Genomic DNA, 14,844 nt, shown 5'->3' with positions numbered 1-14,844 from the left:
GACGGCGGGTGAGGGCGCGGCCCGAGCGTGCTGCGCGGGAGCGGCCCGGTCCGGGACGAGCGGCGGACGCCGGCGGCACTGGTCGCCCGCTCCCGCCCGGCCGCCCCGATCCGCCGTGTGGCCCCCGCCCGCCTCGGCGCCCGGCGCTCCGACCGGCCGGACCGGGCCCGGTGGCCCGCGCACCCCCCACCACTCCAGGGAGGACACGGCATGACTTCCCGACCCACCGGACAGCTCGTCCCCGCAGCGACGGGATACGACCTGGTCCTCACCCGCACCTACCGAGCCTCCGCCGACGACGTCTGGGCGAGCGTCACCGAGCCGGACCGCACCGCCCGCTGGTTCGGCGCCTGGCGCGGCACGGCGGCGCCCGGCCGCACCGTCGAGGTGCAGCTGGCGTTCGAGGAGTCGGCGCCCTGGTGCCCCGTCCGGATCGGCGCCTGCGAACCGCCTCGCCGCCTCGCCGTCTCGATGGAGGACGAGGCCGGCTCCTGGCCGCTGGAGCTGCTGCTGACCGAGACGGGCGGCACCACCGAACTCCGACTGGTCCACCACCTCGACACCACGGAACCCCTCGGCGAGACCGGCCCGGGCTGGGAGTACTACCTCGACATGCTCACCGCAGCGCGCACGGGCGGCCCCCGGCCCGCCTTCGGGGACTACTACCCCGCGCAGAAGGCCTACTTCGAGTCCCTGGCCTGAGCCGGGAGGGCGTCCGGGCCGGGAGCCCGCCGACCGCGCCGGCCGCCTCCCGGCCGCACCCCCGGGCACCGGCTGCCGCGAACCGGTTCCGGGCCGTGTCAGTTGCCCCAGCGCCCGGCGTCGGCGTCGGCCTCCATCCGGGTCGTGTAGGGCGGTGTGGACCTCTCCCGCAGCAACTCGGCGGCGATGGAGAAGCGCGGGGCCTTCTCCGGACGGCGGCGGGCCTGGGCGACGATCTCGTCAGTGAGGGTGGTGGCCATGGACAGCCGCGGGTAGGCGGCGTGGATCGCGGCGCCGACCGCGTCGCCGACGAAGTCCGTGGCCTTCCCGAAGTCCATGCCGACTCCGGTGCGCACCAGCGCGCACAGCGTGCCGCGGCGCTCGGCGATGCCCGGCGACGTGTGGAGGGCGATGGCCTCCCACACGGCGTCGACATCGGCCGCCGGCAGGCCCTGCCCGGTGAGGAACTCCGCGGCCGTGTCCGCGCCGTCCACCTCGAACCGCTGGTGGCGGTCCCCCGCCTCGGTCAGGCCGATGTCGTGCAGGACACAGGCCAGGAACAGCAGTTCGGGGTCGTAGTCCCGGCCGGGGAGCGCGCCCCGGTGGTCGGCGCACAGGCGGGCGAACAGGGCGCTGCGGACGCTGTGGTTCGCGGTCGCCGCGGATTCCGTCCGGCGCACCAGCGCGAGGGCGCTGCGGGCGACCGGGGCGTCGGGGAGCGGCGGGATTCCGGTGGTCGTCGTGTCGGTCATGACCTCCATGCTCGGCGGGAGTCCCCGCACACGGCAGTGGCAGGATTGCCGACATGCGAGAGGAAACTGCCTCCACCGCCCCCGCCGACGCTTGCGGCACCGCCGCCGGCGGTACCGCGCCGCACCGGGTGGCGGTCCTGGCGCTGGACGGCGTGCTGCCCCTGGACCTGGGCATCCCCGCGCAGGTCTTCACCGCGGTGCCGGGCGCTCCGTACGAGATGACGCTGTGCGGGCGGTCGGCGGGCCCGGTGCCGACGGCGGCGGGGTTCGCCGTGACGGTGGCGGCGGGCCTGGAGGCGGTGCGGAGCGCGGACACCGTGGTGGTCCCGGGGTACGCGCCGCACCTGCGGGAGGTGCCCGCGGCCGTGCTCGGCGCCCTGGCCGACGCCCACGCCCGGGGGCGGCGGCTGGTCTCCGTCTGCACCGGCGCGTTCGCGCTGGCCGCCGCCGGCGTCCTGGACGGGCGCACGGCCACCACCCACTGGCTGTACGCCGACGACCTGGCGGCGCGGCACCCGCGGGTGTCGGTGGATCCTCGGGTGCTGTACGTGGACGAGGGACGGGTGCTGACCTCGGCCGGTGTCGCTGCCGGCATCGACCTGTGCCTGCACCTGGTGCGGCGCGACCTGGGGGCGGGGACGGCCAACCAGGTGGCGCGCACCCTGGTCGCCGCACCCCACCGTGACGGCGGACAGGCGCAGTACATCAGACGCCCGTTGGCCACCGCCGCGGACGGCACCACGCTGGCCCCCACCCGCGCGTGGGCCCTGGCCCGCCTGCACGAGCCGCTGACGGTCCGTCGGCTCGCCGCACACGCGCACATGGCGCCGCGGACCTTCGCCCGGCGCTTCGTCGCCGAGACCGGTACCACGCCGCTGCGGTGGCTGCTCGCGGCCCGGCTCGACCACGCCCGGGAACTGCTGGAGGGCACCGGACTGGGCATCGACCAGGTGGCCGAGCGGTGCGGGCTGGGAAGCCCCTCCAACCTGCGGCTGCACTTCCGGCGGGCGCTGGGGACCTCGCCCACCGCCTACCGCGCGGCGTTCGCCTCCCCGGCCCCCCGGGGCGCGGGGGAGCCGGAGCGGTGAAGCGGACCGGCGGTGTTCCGCGCCCCGGCCCGGCGCCGCCTGCGACCGCCGCCTCCGTGACCGGGCTCGCCGCCGCGTGCCGCGACGGCGGTGCCGCCCCCGGGCTTTCGGTCCCGCCGTGCCGATCGGGCCGGGCGGGGTACCCGGCCGGTCATGAACGTTTTCCTGGCTGTGGACGTACTGCCCGAATCCGCCCTCCGGGACGTGGTGGACCTCCTGGTGAGACTGGTGGAGGCGGCCGGTGCACTGATCATCTTCGTGGGGGCCGTCTGGGCGTTCGGCTGCTTCCTGCTGGCGGGGGTGCGAGGCGGCGGCGTGGGCCGCCACTTCAACCGGATCCGGCTCTCCCTGGGGCGGTTCCTGCTGCTGGGCCTGGAGTTCCAGCTCGCCGGGGACGTGCTGCGCACGGCCGTGGCGCCGAGCTTCACCGAGATCGGGCAGCTCGCCGCGATCGCGGCGATCCGAACCGCCCTGAACTTCTTTCTCGGCCGGGAGATCGCGGCCGAGCGTGCCGAGATCGAGCGCGAGCGCCGCAAGGAGGAGGCGGGGGAGGAGGGGGGCGGCACCCGCACCCCGGCGTCGTCGTGACCGGGGCCCTGGAGGCGGCCGCCCTCGCCGCCGCCGCCTTCGGGCTGGTGGCCGCCGCGGTGGTGCTCGTGTCGGTGAGGCGGCTGATGCCCGCGCTGGCCGTGCTGCTGGACTTCCTGATCGCGGCGGGGCTGCTGCGGCTGGCCGGCGGACCGGGCTGGGATGCCATCGCGACGGCCGCCGCCGTGGTCGCCGTCCGCAAGCTGGTCACCGCGGGCCTGCGCGCCTCGCGGCCGCACCGGCCGTGAGGGCCCGGCCGCACGGCCCCGGCTCCCCTGCCGCCGGGCTGAGGAGGTCTTCGAGGGGAGCGCCCGGCTGCCGGCCGACCCCCTCGCCTCGCCCGAGGACGTCGAGGACCCGGACGGCAGGGCCCTGCACCGGCTCCGCCGCAGTGCGCTCACCCACGAGGCCGAGGGCGGCACCTCCCGCCGATGCTGCCGGCCCGATCCCGTCACGACTCCGCCCGCCCCGGTGCGGACACGGTCGCCCGGTACGCCGCCGAGCGCACCCCGACGGCCCGCCGCCTCCACCTCGCACGGTCGCCGGCTGGATCCTCCGCCACTCCGGCACCCTCACCGAGGCGGAACAGCTCCGCCCCAAGGCCGTCTCGGTCCGCTGCCCCGAACCGGATGCCCTCACCGGACATCTCCGGTCCTTCGCCGAGCCCCTCACCGAGCGGCATCGTCGGCGGCAGCCCCGCCCGGCTCGTCCGCACCCGCTACGACGCTGCGGACATCGCCCGGCTCCTCGCCGCGGCCCGGTGGCCCCGGGCTGCGGTAATCCGATGGCGCGTACGGAGCAGTGTGGCCATCCTGGTCCCCGTGGCAGAACCCAGATACCGGATTCGAGCCCTGCACACGGACTCCACAGTCACCGTCTACCAGGCGTACACCCCGGAGATAGGCCTGCCGGCGGCCCGGGAGGACCGCTTCCCGGCGGTGTGGCAGCGGGACCGGATGACATGGATCAAGCCGTCGTTCCTGTGGATGATGTACCGCTGCGGCTGGGGCACCAAAGAAGGGCAGGAGACCGTCCTCGCCGTCGAGATCTCCCGTGAGGGCTTCGAGTGGGCACTGGAACACGCCTGCCTGTCCCATTACGAGCATGGGCTCCACGCCGACCGCGCCACGTGGAAGCGCCGACTGAAGCGGGCCCCGGCCCGGGTGCAATGGGACCCCGAACGCGACCTGCACCTCCAGCCGCTTGCCCACCGGTCCCTCCAGCTCGGTCTCGCCGGCGAAGCCGCGCGCCTCTACGCCGACGAGTGGACCGTCTCCATCACCGACGTCACATCACTCGCCCACGCGGTCCACGCGCATGTACGAGACGGGGACTTGGACGCCGCACGGCAACTCCTGCCCCGTGAACGCCCCTACCCCCTGAGCGACGGGGCCATGGCTCATCTACGCCCATGAGCCCGTTCGCCCATCGAGGCGATCTCGTGGAACCCCCGACGAAATGATCCCCGAGCCGGTCGGATCGCTCCGGGACTGCCGGTCCGGGGTGTGGGACGGCGCGGCCGGAGCCGGGGCGCCCCGGGAGGTCCGTACCGGCTCGCCTGGAACTGCGTGGCCGGGACCGGTGGAAAATGCGTCGACAGCGCCCCCCGTCACTCGGCACAGTGGCCCTCTGTGACGAGCAGTGAACTGTGGACGCGTGCGACCGCCGAGCGCTACGACGCCGAGGAGGCCGAGATGTCCTCGGCCGCCGTCCTCGGACCGACCCTCGCCTTCCTCACCGAGCTCGCCGGTGACGGCCGGGCGCTGGAGTTCGCCATCGGAACCGGACGGGTCGGCGTCCCGCTCCGGGAGCGCGGCGTGCCGGTGGCGGGCATCGAACTGTCCGAGCACATGGCGGCGGTCCTGCGGCGCAAAATCGGCGAGGAGGAGCTGCCGGTCGTCATCGGGGACATGGCCACGACCGTCGTCCCCGGCGAGTTCGCACTGGTCTACCTCGTCTACAACACCATCACGAACCTGCTCACGCAGGAGGAGCAGGTCGAGTGCTTCCGCAACGCGGCACGCCATCTGCGGCCCGGGGGCCGCTTCGTCATCGAGCTGGGCGTGCCGCCGCTGCGGTTCCTTCCGCCCGGGCAGGTCGCGGTCCCGTTCGACGTCTCCGAGCGGCATCTCGGCTTCGACACCTTCGACCTGGTCGAGCAGGTCCTCGTCTCGCACCACTTCACCCGCGACGACGGCGACGGACGCTACCGCCGCGGCACCTCCCGGCACCGGTACGCCTGGCCTGCGGAGCTCGACCTGATGGCACGGATCGCCGGGCTCGAGCTGGAGCGGCGCGTCGCGGACTGGGACGGTGCGCCGTTCACCCAGGACTCGACGAAGCACATCTCTGTGTGGCGCAAACCGATCCGGGGTCGGGCCACCGGGCTGTCGACGTGAGCCGTGCCTGTCCCGAAGCTCCTGTCGGGAGTTCGGGCGCCGCCGGCGGACCAGTGCGCGGCCGGGGGCGAGGAAGGCTTCGTGGATGCCGTCGCGGATCTCCCGGCGGCCCCGCGGGCGGCGGAACCAGCGCAGGTGGGCGAAGGTGCGCTCGACAGCCCGGCGTCGGGGGCCGAGTCCGGAGCCGCACTCGGTGCCGCCTCGGGCGATCAGCGGTTCCACGCCGAGGTCCCAGACCGGACGGCGGTCGCGGAGTGATCCGGCCACCTCGGAGATCACTTCGTCGGGAGCCCTTCAGCTCGGCCCCGAGCCCCTTCTCGCCCTTCCGCTCCGCACGGGTACCGGCCTTGAGCACGAGTCGGGTGGACGGGGTCACCGGGGAGCCGGTGGTCTCCGCCTGCCGGACAGGGCACAGCGCGGCCGGCAGGGGCAGCCACCGAGGCGGTCAGGACCTCCTCGGCCGGCTCCGGGAAACGGGCCTCCACCTCGATGGCTCTGTCCACGAGCCCTGGTTCCGGCTCGCTTTCCGTGACCGCGCACGCCGAGTGAGGGCTGGTGCTCCGACCAGGCTTCGGGAAGTCGCCCGAAGACGGCCAGGGCCGATCTCGGTGTGGTCGGACAGTGCGGCGTCGTGGGGGAGGGGCCGCATCCTCCGGAGGGCCTGCTGTTGCCGTCCATCGCGGACGTGTCGGTGCTGTCGCCGGACGTGATTGACGAGGCGACACGCATCGACGTGTGCAGCACGGCGGCCTGGGCGGCACGCCCGGGCCGCGGGAGCGAGTCGACCCGAGTACACGGCTCTTGCCCGGGGTTTCCCGCGGACGTGCCGAGTGGGGGACGTCCGGTCGTCCTCTGCCGCGGGTTCGGCGGTTCTTTTGTCCGGAGCCCTCGTGTGCTCGGCGGTCGTTCGCCGAGCAGCTGCCGGGGCTGCCCCGGCGGTACAGCAGGTGGACGGATCGGAGACGGCAACCGGCTGGGTGGACGGCGCCGACGCCGCTCAGTGGCGCCAGGAAGTGCGACAGATCCTCCACGTGCTCGAAACACCCGCTGATCACCGATCGTGACCGCTCCGCGGACGTCGCGCCGGAACCACTCCACGTGAACAGAGCCGACCTCGAAGGGCTCCGGCAACGGTGCGAAGCCGAGCCCGGCCGCACCGGCCGTGGTCCGGGCCCGCTTCATGCCGTGTTCGCAAGCACTTCCCCGGGCTCCACCGCACGGCCCGGAAGTGGCTCCACGGGTGAAGGAGTTGATCTGGTTCCACTCGGCGAACCGTGCCGGACCCCTGCGGGCCCGAGGACGGTGCGGAGCGGGTCGGTGTCGGGGCAGCCTCGAAAACGGCGTGCGCCGGCCGTTGCGCCTCCCTACCCTTCCTGCCGTGGACGGCACCTGCGCTGAGGGCCTCGTCAACGTCGTGGACGTCGAAGCGACGTGTTGGGCCGGCTCCCAGCCGCCTGGCGAGGTCGGCGAGATCATCGAGGTCGGGCTGGCTGTCATCGACCTGGACGCCGGTGAGCGCCTCGCCCGGCACCGGATCCTGGTGAGGCCCGCCCGGTCCACGGTCAGCGAGTTCTGCACGGAGCTGACCGGCCTCACCCAGCAGGAGGTCGATCAGGGGGTCACTTTCGCCGAGGCGTGCCGGTTGCTGGCGGCCGAGCACCGCGCGGGCGCCCGGCCGTGGGCCAGTTGGGGTGACTACGACCGTCACCAGTTCACACGGCAGTGCCGGGCCACACGGACGCCCTACCCTTTCGGCCGCCGCCACACGAACGCCAAGGCTGTCTTCACCGAGGCATACGGCCTGCGCAAACGCCCCGGCATGGCGCAGGCCCTGGAGATCGCGGGGCGGCGGCTCGAAGGCCGTCACCACCGGGCCGAGGACGACGCCTGGAACATTGCGGCCCTCGTGCTTCACCTCTTTGAACGGGGGGCCTGGCCGGCCACGGTGGAGCACCCCGCCTGACGCACCGGCCCGGCTTGAGGGACATCCTGCAAAGGCCCTGCCACTCCAGGTCAGCGGGTGCTCCTTCCGCGGCCGGTCCTCAAACGTCTCGTGAGTTCCGAACGGTCCGCCGACACCCCGCGACGTGCCCTCTGCGGAGTGGACGCACTGGTCCGTCCGCCCGGCGACGGCAGGGTTTGTGCGTCGCGCACGGTCATGTCGGAGGCCGTGTTGCTTGATCACGGTCGTGTCGGGAGGCCGGGACGGGTTCGTCGCGGGCGGAATCGTTCGCTGCGATCCGGAGGGACAGGCGCCTTGATCCGGAGCTGTCGCAGCGGGCTCTGGCGGAGGGTCGTCCTGCGCGGCGCACGGTGCGGGCACGGCCCGGTGGGAGCCGCGGCGGGTTCCGGGCCGGGCGGCGCCGCCGGGAGGGCCGGGCGGCGCCGCCACCGTCCGCCACGGGCGCGGCCGGGCGCCGCCTCGCCGGACGGAGGGCATCGGGGCGGGGTCACCCGAGCGGCTCCGGAGCGGAACCGTCCGGGCATGGCGGGGCCCCCGGCGGGTACCCCTGGCCCGTCGGCGGTGCGCACCGCCGGCCACCCCGAAACCACTCCGGAGGGACCGATGGCCCAGCAGATCAACGAAATCATGACAGCCGACCCCACCACCGTCACACCGCAGACCCCGATCGTGGAAGTCGCCCGCCTGATGCGGGAAGAGGACATCGGCGAGGTGCTGATCGCTGAAGGCGACCACCTGCGCGGCCTGGTCACCGACCGCGACCTGGTGGTGCGGGCCATGGCCGACGCCCGCGACGTCGAGTCCACCACGGCCCAGGACGTGGGCAGCACCGACCTGGTCACCTGCTCCGCCCAGGACGACGTCTCCGAGGCCGTCCGGCTGATGCGGGAGCACGCGCTGCGCCGGCTGCCGGTGCTGGACGGCGACGTCCTGGTGGGAGTGGTCAGCCTCGGCGACCTCGCCCTCGAACAGGACCGCGGCTCGGCTCTGGGCGACATCAGCGCCACGGAACCGAACCGCTGAACCGTGCATCGACAGGGGGCCTGATCCCGGCCCTGGCGGCGGCCGCGGGTTCCCGAGCCGCGGCTCGGCCCCTTGCCGGCGGCAGCGCTCCGCGGGCCGGTGGACGGGGCCGGCGCCGGTCACCGCCCGAGACAGCGACGGCGGTGGGCGGGCACCGAACAGCGGACCCGAGCGTCCCCGCCGGACGTCGGGTGGCGCCGGCGCCGGCGCCACCCGACGTCCGGCGGGGGAGGGGGCGCACCGGCCCGCCCGAAGCGGCCGGCTACAACCGCGGGCGCACTCCCGGCTCGTCCCCGACCGGCTGCGGGCGCAGCAGCGGCAGTACCGCACGGCCGCGCACCTCCTCCAGCAGGAAGGCGAGCGCGGCGTAGAGGGCCAGGAGGGCCAGGAGGAGCCCCGTGAGCCCGGCGGCCGTCTCCCAGGCGGACGAGGCCGTGATCTCGGTGATCCCGGTGACGGCGAAGCGGATCGCGGCCAGGGTCACGACGGCGCACGCCACCGGCTTGCCGAGGTCGGCCGAAGCCGCCACGAGCAGGATCGCCGCGGAGGCGAGCAGGGCCACCCCCAGTGCGTCGCTGTACGTGCCGGAAGGCAGGAGCGCGGTGGTGGTCCCGGCGACGGCCCACGTACCGGCCAGCACGGCCATTCCCGTCAGCGCGCCGGGATCCCGGCACAGGTGGCCCAGCACCGAGGCCAGCAGTTGCAGCGGCACGGTCAGCACGAGGACGGCCAGGGCGGCGGAGCGCCCCTCGGCCGCGCCGATCCAGCCCAGCTGGAGCGCGCTGAAGACGGTGGTGGCGAAGGCGAGGGCGAGGAACCCCAGAGGCAGGGGGCTGGCGCCGGGACGCAGGACGACCCGGGTATCCGTGCGGGTCTCCTGGCGGGGCTGACGGTTCACGGGCGGCCTCCTGCCCGGGAGGCCGTCAACGGTGAGGGCGTGATGTGAGGGATGTCCATATTTGACCATCCTTGCACGGGGCCCGGGTGACGGGGGGCACCGCACCGTCGGCCCGAGAAGCGGTACGCACCGGCCCCTCGTGCGGCGCCCGGGGAGTCCGGCTGCGGGGCGGCACCCACCGCATGGGCCGGGCCCGGCCCTCCGATGCGTCGGAGGACCGGGCCCGTGGCGTACGGCCGCACTCGCGGTGTCCGCGAACGCGCCCCGCGGATGCGGTAGTTACCGCTGCCCGCCGCCGCTGTTCTGGCCACCCTTGCGGCCGGCCTCGGAGGCCTTCTCGCGGTCGTTGGCGAAGTTGCCGCCGCTGTTCTGGCCGCCCTGACGGCCGGCCTCGGAGGCGCGCTGCGGGTCGTTGGCGAAGTTGCCGCCGCTCTCGTGACCGCCCTGACGGCCGGCCTCGGAGGCGCGCTGCGGGTCGTTGGCGAAGTTGCCGCCGCTGTTCTGGCCGCCCTTGCTGCCGGCCTCGGAGGCGCGCTGCGGGTCGTTGGCGAAGTTGCCGGGGTTGTTGGACGCGGTCATGGTCGCTCCCTTCGTTCGTTCCGTTCAGAACCCTTCGCACCATCGAATGCCCGACGTGTTGAGCAGTAATCACCTCATGTCGCAGAAAATGCAGATGTTTCCTGACGCCCCATCTCTTCGGCTCGTCCATCGCGGGGAGTCCGGGCTGCTACCGGTTCCGCGGAAAGCGCCGGCGGAAACCCCGGCAGTGCGGCACCGCCGGCGCGGCCTGCGCCGCACCCGGACTCCTCCCGTGCCGGAGGCGGTTGCCGGACGGCGGCCGCGCGTACCACCTGGCCCTCGTGCGCCTTCGCTCGGAACGCGCCGTGACCGATGGGGCGTTGGAGCCACCGGCCCCATGGAAGCGGCCGTCACCGGCCGGAAGTCCTCCCTCCGCAGGGGAGCACGGCACTCCGGCCTTCGGCGCGGACCGGTTGGACACCGTCACCCGGCAGCTTCACCGAAACCGAAACCCCCTCAGTCCCAGGACCGGAGCCCGGGTCTCGGGCCTGGAGGCTGGGGCCCGCAGCCGGTCGGGCGTGAGGTGAAGCGGGTCCGTCGGCAGCCGGACCGGCTCCGAGGCGGTCCGGGCCGGAAGCACGGCTCGCGGGTGCGGCGCGCCCGTCAACCGGTGCGTTCCTCGGCCCGGTTGTTCCTGGCCCGCACGGCCATGGTGAGCGGCAGGGCGCACGCGGTCAGCAGGAGCACCCAGGGGTTGACGTAGTCGGGGACGATCACGTCGACCGTCCGCCCGTCGTCCAGGCGGCAGCCGGAGCGCAGCGGGACGAACGAGGGGTCGTAGCCGACGACCCGTTCCGCGCCGACCGCGTGGCACTCCATGGACCGGCCGTAGTCGTCGGTGAAGGCCAGGAGCAGCAGCCCCCAGGTGTACATGCCGACCGCCCCCGCCCACACCAGGAGCGCGGCGGACTTCAGGGCCGCCGTGCACGTCACCGCGGCCGGGACCCTCCGCGCGCGGACCAGCAGCAGGATCCCGCTCCAGAGCCCGTGCACGAGGAGCGCCGGGGTGCCGAGGACGCCGGCGTGGACCAGTACGAACATGACGAGGGGGTTGTGCTCCGCGAACGGGTCGTCTGCCGACGCCATGCCTCCGCCTCCTGCCGGGTGTGCCGGGGAGGAACCGTAACCCTCCGCCGGCGGTGCGGTCCCGTCCGCTTCCGCGCGGTGCACCGCGCCCGGGTGCCCCGCAACGGGGACACATCGGCACGGGTGCGAACATCCCCGGCTCACCAGGAGCGCTCGCGCTCCTCGCAACCGGGCCTCTTCTTGCGGGTTTTGCCTCTCGTCGCGCCTCGTCCTGCCTTAGGCTCGGAGCGTTCCACACGTTGCAGCGGGGAAGGACCACCGGTGATACCCACGTCCGGCACCGTGCCCACGCCCGGTACGCCGATCTACGACCGGCTCGTGCGCGAGCGCGGCGACGTACCCGCCGAGGCCCGCGAGACGGCCGAGACGGCCCTCCAGGAGGCCGCCCGGGCCCTGGACTTCCGCCGGCCCGCCCACCGGCCGACCGGCATTCCCGGCCACCGGGACCTGTAGAGGGCCCCGGTACGGCCTGCGGTGCTGCGTCAGCGCCCGGAACGGGCCGGTGGCCGGCGCTGCCCCGGCAGCCGCCCCCCGGCCGGCTCCCGCACCGGGAAGGCGGTCACGGCACCGGTTCGGAGGGCGCCCTTGCGCTTCCCGGCGGCCGGGCGGAGCGGTGTCAACGCGCGCGGGTCGGAAGCGACGCCGGGCCGGCCGGGGCCGGGGAGGGGGTCGTGGCGGCGCCCATCTCCTCGTCCGAGAGGGGCGGCCCGCCGAGCGGCGGCCGCCGGGGACCGCGCAGGGCGCCCAGGAGGACACGGGGGCGCAGGAGGGCGGGGGCACCGTGCTCCATGGAGGTGACGCGGGTGAGGGCGTACGCCATCGCCTCGTCGCCGGTCGAGGAGTACAGCAGGCGGCTGACGTAGGCGGCCACCAGCCGGTCCCGCAAGGAAGGGCCGCCCGGGACGGCTCCGGGGTAGAAGACGTCCTGGCCGACGGCCATGTCCCAGGCAGAGGCCACCGGACGGGCCACGGCCCTCTGGACGCGGCGGGCCAGGCCCGGTCCCCAGCCGTGGCGGGTGATCGTCTCGCGCAGGGCGACGGCGCTCTGGGCGGCCACCGACATGCCCTGCCCGTAGACCGGGTCGTAGGTGGCCAGCGCGTCCCCGACGACCGCCAGCCCGTCGGGCCAGCACCGGACCCGCTCGTAGTAGGTGCGGCGGTTGGCGGTGCTGCGGGTGACGGCCACCCCGGTCAGAGGGGTGGCGCCGGCGAGCAGCCGGCCGATGACGGGGTGGCGCAGGCCGAGGGCGAACGGGACGAAGTCCTCGGCGCTGCCGGTGGGTTCCCCGCCGCGGGTCCCGGAGAGCGTCACCAGCCACCGGCCGCCCTCGACGGGGGCGATCGTCCCGGCCTGCCCGGGCCCCGGCCCGCGCGGATCGGCCTGGACGGTGACGACGGGGAAGCCGTGCCGGGCGTGTACGGGTGCCCGGAAGGTGCGGCTGGCGTAGACGAGGCCGGGGTCGACGACGCGTTGGGCCGGGACCGGCAGACCGAGGTCCTCCAGCCAGACCCGGGTGCGGGACCCGCGGCCCGTGGCGTCGACGACCAGGTCCGCGGGCAGCCGGGCGGGCCGCGGGCCGGCGCTGTCGGTGCGGACGCCGGTGACCGCACGCCGGTCGCCGGTCAGGCCCAGGACCCGGGTTCCTTCCAGGACGGTGATGCGCGGATGGGCGAGGACGCGCCGCCGGAGGACGGAGTCCAGCAGGGGGCGGCTGCACACGATCACGTGGTGCGACTCGGGCCAGCGGCGGAACCAGCCCCGGGGGGAGAGCGCGACCATGTCCCGGGGTATGGACACCCGGTGGGCGCCGCGCGCGACCAGCTCCCCGATCGTTCCCGGCGCCAGTTCCTCGATCGCGCGGGCTCCGCCGGACCACAGCAGGTGGGCGTGCCGGGCCTGCGGCTGCCCCCTGCGGTGCTCGGGCTCCTCGGGCAGGAGGTCGCTCTCGACGACGGTGACGCGGGCGTGTTCGGCCAGGGCGCGGGCTGCGAGGACGCCGGCCAGGCCGCCGCCGCAGACGATCGCCTCTGCCACCGGGGCGGTGCGGTCATCGGTCATGGGCGTGGGTGCTTCCTGTGCTGGCCGCACACCGGCGGCGGACCGTCTCGAGGGCGTCGGGGCGGCGCAGGGCGTCGGCTATCGCGGGGAGGCGGCCGAGGATCGCCGTGACGTCCAGGGCGGTCTCCGGCGGCGAGGAGGCGCCGCGGGCGCCGAGGGCCGCGGTGAGGACCACCGCCCCGGCGAGGCCGTCCCCCTCCTCGCCCGCGGCGGCCCCGTGCCGGGCGGCCTCGGCGCGGGCCCGGTCCCACAGCGCCGCGTCCAGGTACGGTGCCAGGTTGAGGACGCTGTCGCGGACGGCCGTGTCCCGGCGGGTCAGGGCGAGGTAGGCGTCGGCCCGGCCGGTGGCCGGGGAGCGCAGCAGGACGCCGGCCTCCTGCAGCAGCCGGTGCAGCGGCTCCAGACGCCGGTAGGCCGCCCTGGCCGCCCGGCGGCCCTGGAGGTCCTCGCCCAGGTGCGGGGTGAGGAAACCCAGGCCGGCCAGGACGGCGCTGAACGCGCCGGCCAGCGGGGCGGCCCTGGTGCTGAGCCAGTCGAGGTCGTGGCCGTTCCAGCGCGCCACCACCGCGGTCAGCTTGAGGACGTCGAACACGATGTTCAGGGCGTAGCAGCCGCCCAGCATGGCCAGCCCCGCCAGCAGCCAGCCTCGGACCTCGTGCTTCCCGGAGAACAGCCAGCTCCAGACCAGCGCGGAGGTCACCGTCCCGGCGGCGGCGTGGGCCAGCAGGTAGAGCACGATCAGCTCACGTGCGTACGGCGTGGTGGCGTAGAAGGTGTCGAAGTCCCGGATCCGCTCGACGGGGGTGTCCGCGAGTGCGAACAGGACCCACAGCGCCACCACGACCGCCGCGTAGACGGCGGTCGTCCATCCCAGCACGCGGCGGGCCCTGTCCATGCCGCGCTGCCAGGCGATGATCATCAGCAGGCAGGAGAAGCTGAAGAGGGTGAGCAGGGTGTAGACCCACGGCGCGGCCAGGTTGGGCACCCCCGTGACGTCGTTGACCCAGACGATCATCGGCGGCGTCACGAACACGCACACGCAGACGGCCAGCACCAGCAGACCGCCGACCGACCGCAGCAGCGGGTTCGCCCAGAACCGCGTCCGCGTCACCCGCTTCGCGACCAGGGCGGCCGCCAGGAAGGCCGCCGGCCAGCGGTAGTCGACGTAGTCGGTGACGGAGTCCATCACCGCGGCCCGAGCGAGGCGGAGATCCGGCCCGCGAGCCCGCCGCCCGGCCCGGTGCCCCGGGCGCCGTCGGCCAGCCAGGGCAGGAGCCGGCTGGCCAGGGCCTCACCGTAGGCCTCCGCACGCTCCTCGCAGGGGTCCTGGGCGTGGTTGCGCGCCGCGACGCGGAGCACCTCGCTCCAGGCGCGCTCGACGTCGTCGGCCTCGGCCAGCATGCGGGCGGCCGCCACGGCACCGTCCACGTACCGACCGGGCTCGGGGTCCAGCAGGTGCCCGAGTTCGTGCCCGGTGATGAGGATCTCGTGGGGTCCGGTGGCGCGGCTGTCCACGAGGATCGTGTCACAGTGCTCGCGGACCAGCATCAGTCCGGTGGCCGAGCCGGGGGGGAACTCGACGTGGTGCAGCCCGATGGGCCGCCCGCGCTGCTCGCTCATGGTGCGGCACATCTCCCGGCACATCTGGCGGGAGGTCACCGGCCCGTCGAGCCGGCTGGTGACGGCGTCGGCGAAACGCTTCACCTC

The 14,844-nt window shown here is 74.7% G+C and carries 16 protein-coding genes; 9 read left to right on the top strand and 7 right to left on the bottom strand.

From position 1 onward, the window contains the following. Positions 1–210 precede the first annotated feature (210 nt). Positions 211–702 carry an SRPBCC family protein gene (locus ACFSJS_RS17140; RefSeq protein WP_380901223.1) on the top strand — a complete coding sequence of 164 codons (492 nt, stop codon included), beginning with the start codon at positions 211–213 and terminating at the stop codon, positions 700–702. Between the two features lie 98 nt (positions 703–800). Here ACFSJS_RS17140 and ACFSJS_RS17135 read toward each other — a convergent pair whose 3' ends face one another. Continuing rightward, entirely contained in the window at positions 801–1,454 is a 654-nt protein-coding gene (locus tag ACFSJS_RS17135; RefSeq protein ID WP_380901221.1) for an HD domain-containing protein, read from the bottom strand. Between the two features lie 53 nt (positions 1,455–1,507). Here ACFSJS_RS17135 and ACFSJS_RS17130 point away from each other — a divergent pair, with 53 nt between their 5' ends. The 7 genes from ACFSJS_RS17130 (at position 1,508) to ACFSJS_RS17100 (ending at position 8,515) form a co-directional block, all read left to right on the top strand. After that, a complete protein-coding gene (locus tag ACFSJS_RS17130; RefSeq protein WP_380901219.1) occupies positions 1,508–2,542 on the top strand; it encodes a GlxA family transcriptional regulator in 1,035 nt (344 codons plus the stop codon). Positions 2,543–2,695: 153 nt separating this feature from the next. Then, the gene (locus ACFSJS_RS17125) at positions 2,696–3,130 is read left to right on the top strand and encodes a DUF1622 domain-containing protein (protein WP_380901217.1); all 435 of its coding nucleotides are present in this window, start codon (positions 2,696–2,698) and stop codon (positions 3,128–3,130) included. Next, on the top strand, positions 3,127–3,378 hold the full coding sequence (locus ACFSJS_RS17120; protein ID WP_380901215.1) for a hypothetical protein: 252 nt from the start codon (positions 3,127–3,129) through the stop codon (positions 3,376–3,378). Before ACFSJS_RS17125 ends, ACFSJS_RS17120 begins: the two co-directional genes overlap by 4 nt. 573 nt (positions 3,379–3,951) lie before the next feature. Continuing rightward, the gene (locus tag ACFSJS_RS17115) at positions 3,952–4,545 is read left to right on the top strand and encodes a DUF4291 domain-containing protein (protein WP_380901213.1); all 594 of its coding nucleotides are present in this window, start codon (positions 3,952–3,954) and stop codon (positions 4,543–4,545) included. Between the two features lie 216 nt (positions 4,546–4,761). Beyond that, complete coding sequence (locus ACFSJS_RS17110; RefSeq protein WP_380901211.1) at positions 4,762–5,529, top strand: class I SAM-dependent DNA methyltransferase; 768 nt, start codon at positions 4,762–4,764, stop codon at positions 5,527–5,529. A gap of 1,378 nt (positions 5,530–6,907) precedes the next feature. Further along, entirely contained in the window at positions 6,908–7,492 is a 585-nt protein-coding gene (locus ACFSJS_RS17105) for a 3'-5' exonuclease (RefSeq protein ID WP_380901209.1), read from the top strand. Between the two features lie 603 nt (positions 7,493–8,095). Further along, positions 8,096–8,515 carry a CBS domain-containing protein gene (locus tag ACFSJS_RS17100; RefSeq protein WP_380901207.1) on the top strand — a complete coding sequence of 140 codons (420 nt, stop codon included), beginning with the start codon at positions 8,096–8,098 and terminating at the stop codon, positions 8,513–8,515. A gap of 262 nt (positions 8,516–8,777) precedes the next feature. Here the strand turns inward: ACFSJS_RS17100 and ACFSJS_RS17095 are convergent, their stop codons facing one another. The 3 genes from ACFSJS_RS17095 to ACFSJS_RS17085 all read right to left on the bottom strand — a co-directional run bounded on the left by ACFSJS_RS17095 (position 8,778) and on the right by ACFSJS_RS17085 (position 11,078). Beyond that, positions 8,778–9,413: a hypothetical protein gene (locus tag ACFSJS_RS17095; RefSeq protein WP_380901205.1), complete on the bottom strand. Its 636-nt coding sequence runs from the start codon at positions 9,411–9,413 to the stop codon at positions 8,778–8,780. A 279-nt stretch (positions 9,414–9,692) separates the two neighbouring features. Further along, positions 9,693–9,992 (bottom strand): con-10 family general stress protein, encoded by a 300-nt coding sequence (locus ACFSJS_RS17090; RefSeq protein ID WP_380901203.1) that lies wholly within the window; start codon positions 9,990–9,992, stop codon positions 9,693–9,695. Between the two features lie 603 nt (positions 9,993–10,595). Beyond that, positions 10,596–11,078 carry a hypothetical protein gene (locus tag ACFSJS_RS17085; protein ID WP_380901201.1) on the bottom strand — a complete coding sequence of 161 codons (483 nt, stop codon included), beginning with the start codon at positions 11,076–11,078 and terminating at the stop codon, positions 10,596–10,598. A gap of 261 nt (positions 11,079–11,339) precedes the next feature. Here ACFSJS_RS17085 and ACFSJS_RS17080 point away from each other — a divergent pair, with 261 nt between their 5' ends. Next, positions 11,340–11,531: a hypothetical protein gene (locus ACFSJS_RS17080; protein WP_380901199.1), complete on the top strand. Its 192-nt coding sequence runs from the start codon at positions 11,340–11,342 to the stop codon at positions 11,529–11,531. A 163-nt stretch (positions 11,532–11,694) separates the two neighbouring features. Here ACFSJS_RS17080 and ACFSJS_RS17075 read toward each other — a convergent pair whose 3' ends face one another. The 3 genes from ACFSJS_RS17075 to ACFSJS_RS17065 are packed head-to-tail and all read right to left on the bottom strand — an operon-like array spanning position 11,695 to position 14,841. Next, positions 11,695–13,137, bottom strand: coding sequence for an NAD(P)/FAD-dependent oxidoreductase (locus tag ACFSJS_RS17075; RefSeq protein WP_380901197.1), 1,443 nt, complete (start codon positions 13,135–13,137; stop codon positions 11,695–11,697). Continuing rightward, on the bottom strand, positions 13,127–14,323 hold the full coding sequence (locus ACFSJS_RS17070; RefSeq protein ID WP_380901195.1) for a DUF6545 domain-containing protein: 1,197 nt from the start codon (positions 14,321–14,323) through the stop codon (positions 13,127–13,129). The genes ACFSJS_RS17075 and ACFSJS_RS17070 overlap by 11 nt, the downstream gene beginning before the upstream one ends. Then, positions 14,323–14,841: a toxin-antitoxin system, toxin component gene (locus tag ACFSJS_RS17065; protein ID WP_380901193.1), complete on the bottom strand. Its 519-nt coding sequence runs from the start codon at positions 14,839–14,841 to the stop codon at positions 14,323–14,325. Before ACFSJS_RS17065 ends, ACFSJS_RS17070 begins: the two co-directional genes overlap by 1 nt. Positions 14,842–14,844: the final 3 nt, after the last annotated feature.

The organism is Streptomyces desertarenae (assembly GCF_042681365.1).
In the GTDB taxonomy this organism is placed as follows: Bacteria; Actinomycetota; Actinomycetes; order Streptomycetales; family Streptomycetaceae; genus Streptomyces; species Streptomyces desertarenae.
This window is presented reverse-complemented; position numbering and strand designations above follow the sequence as displayed.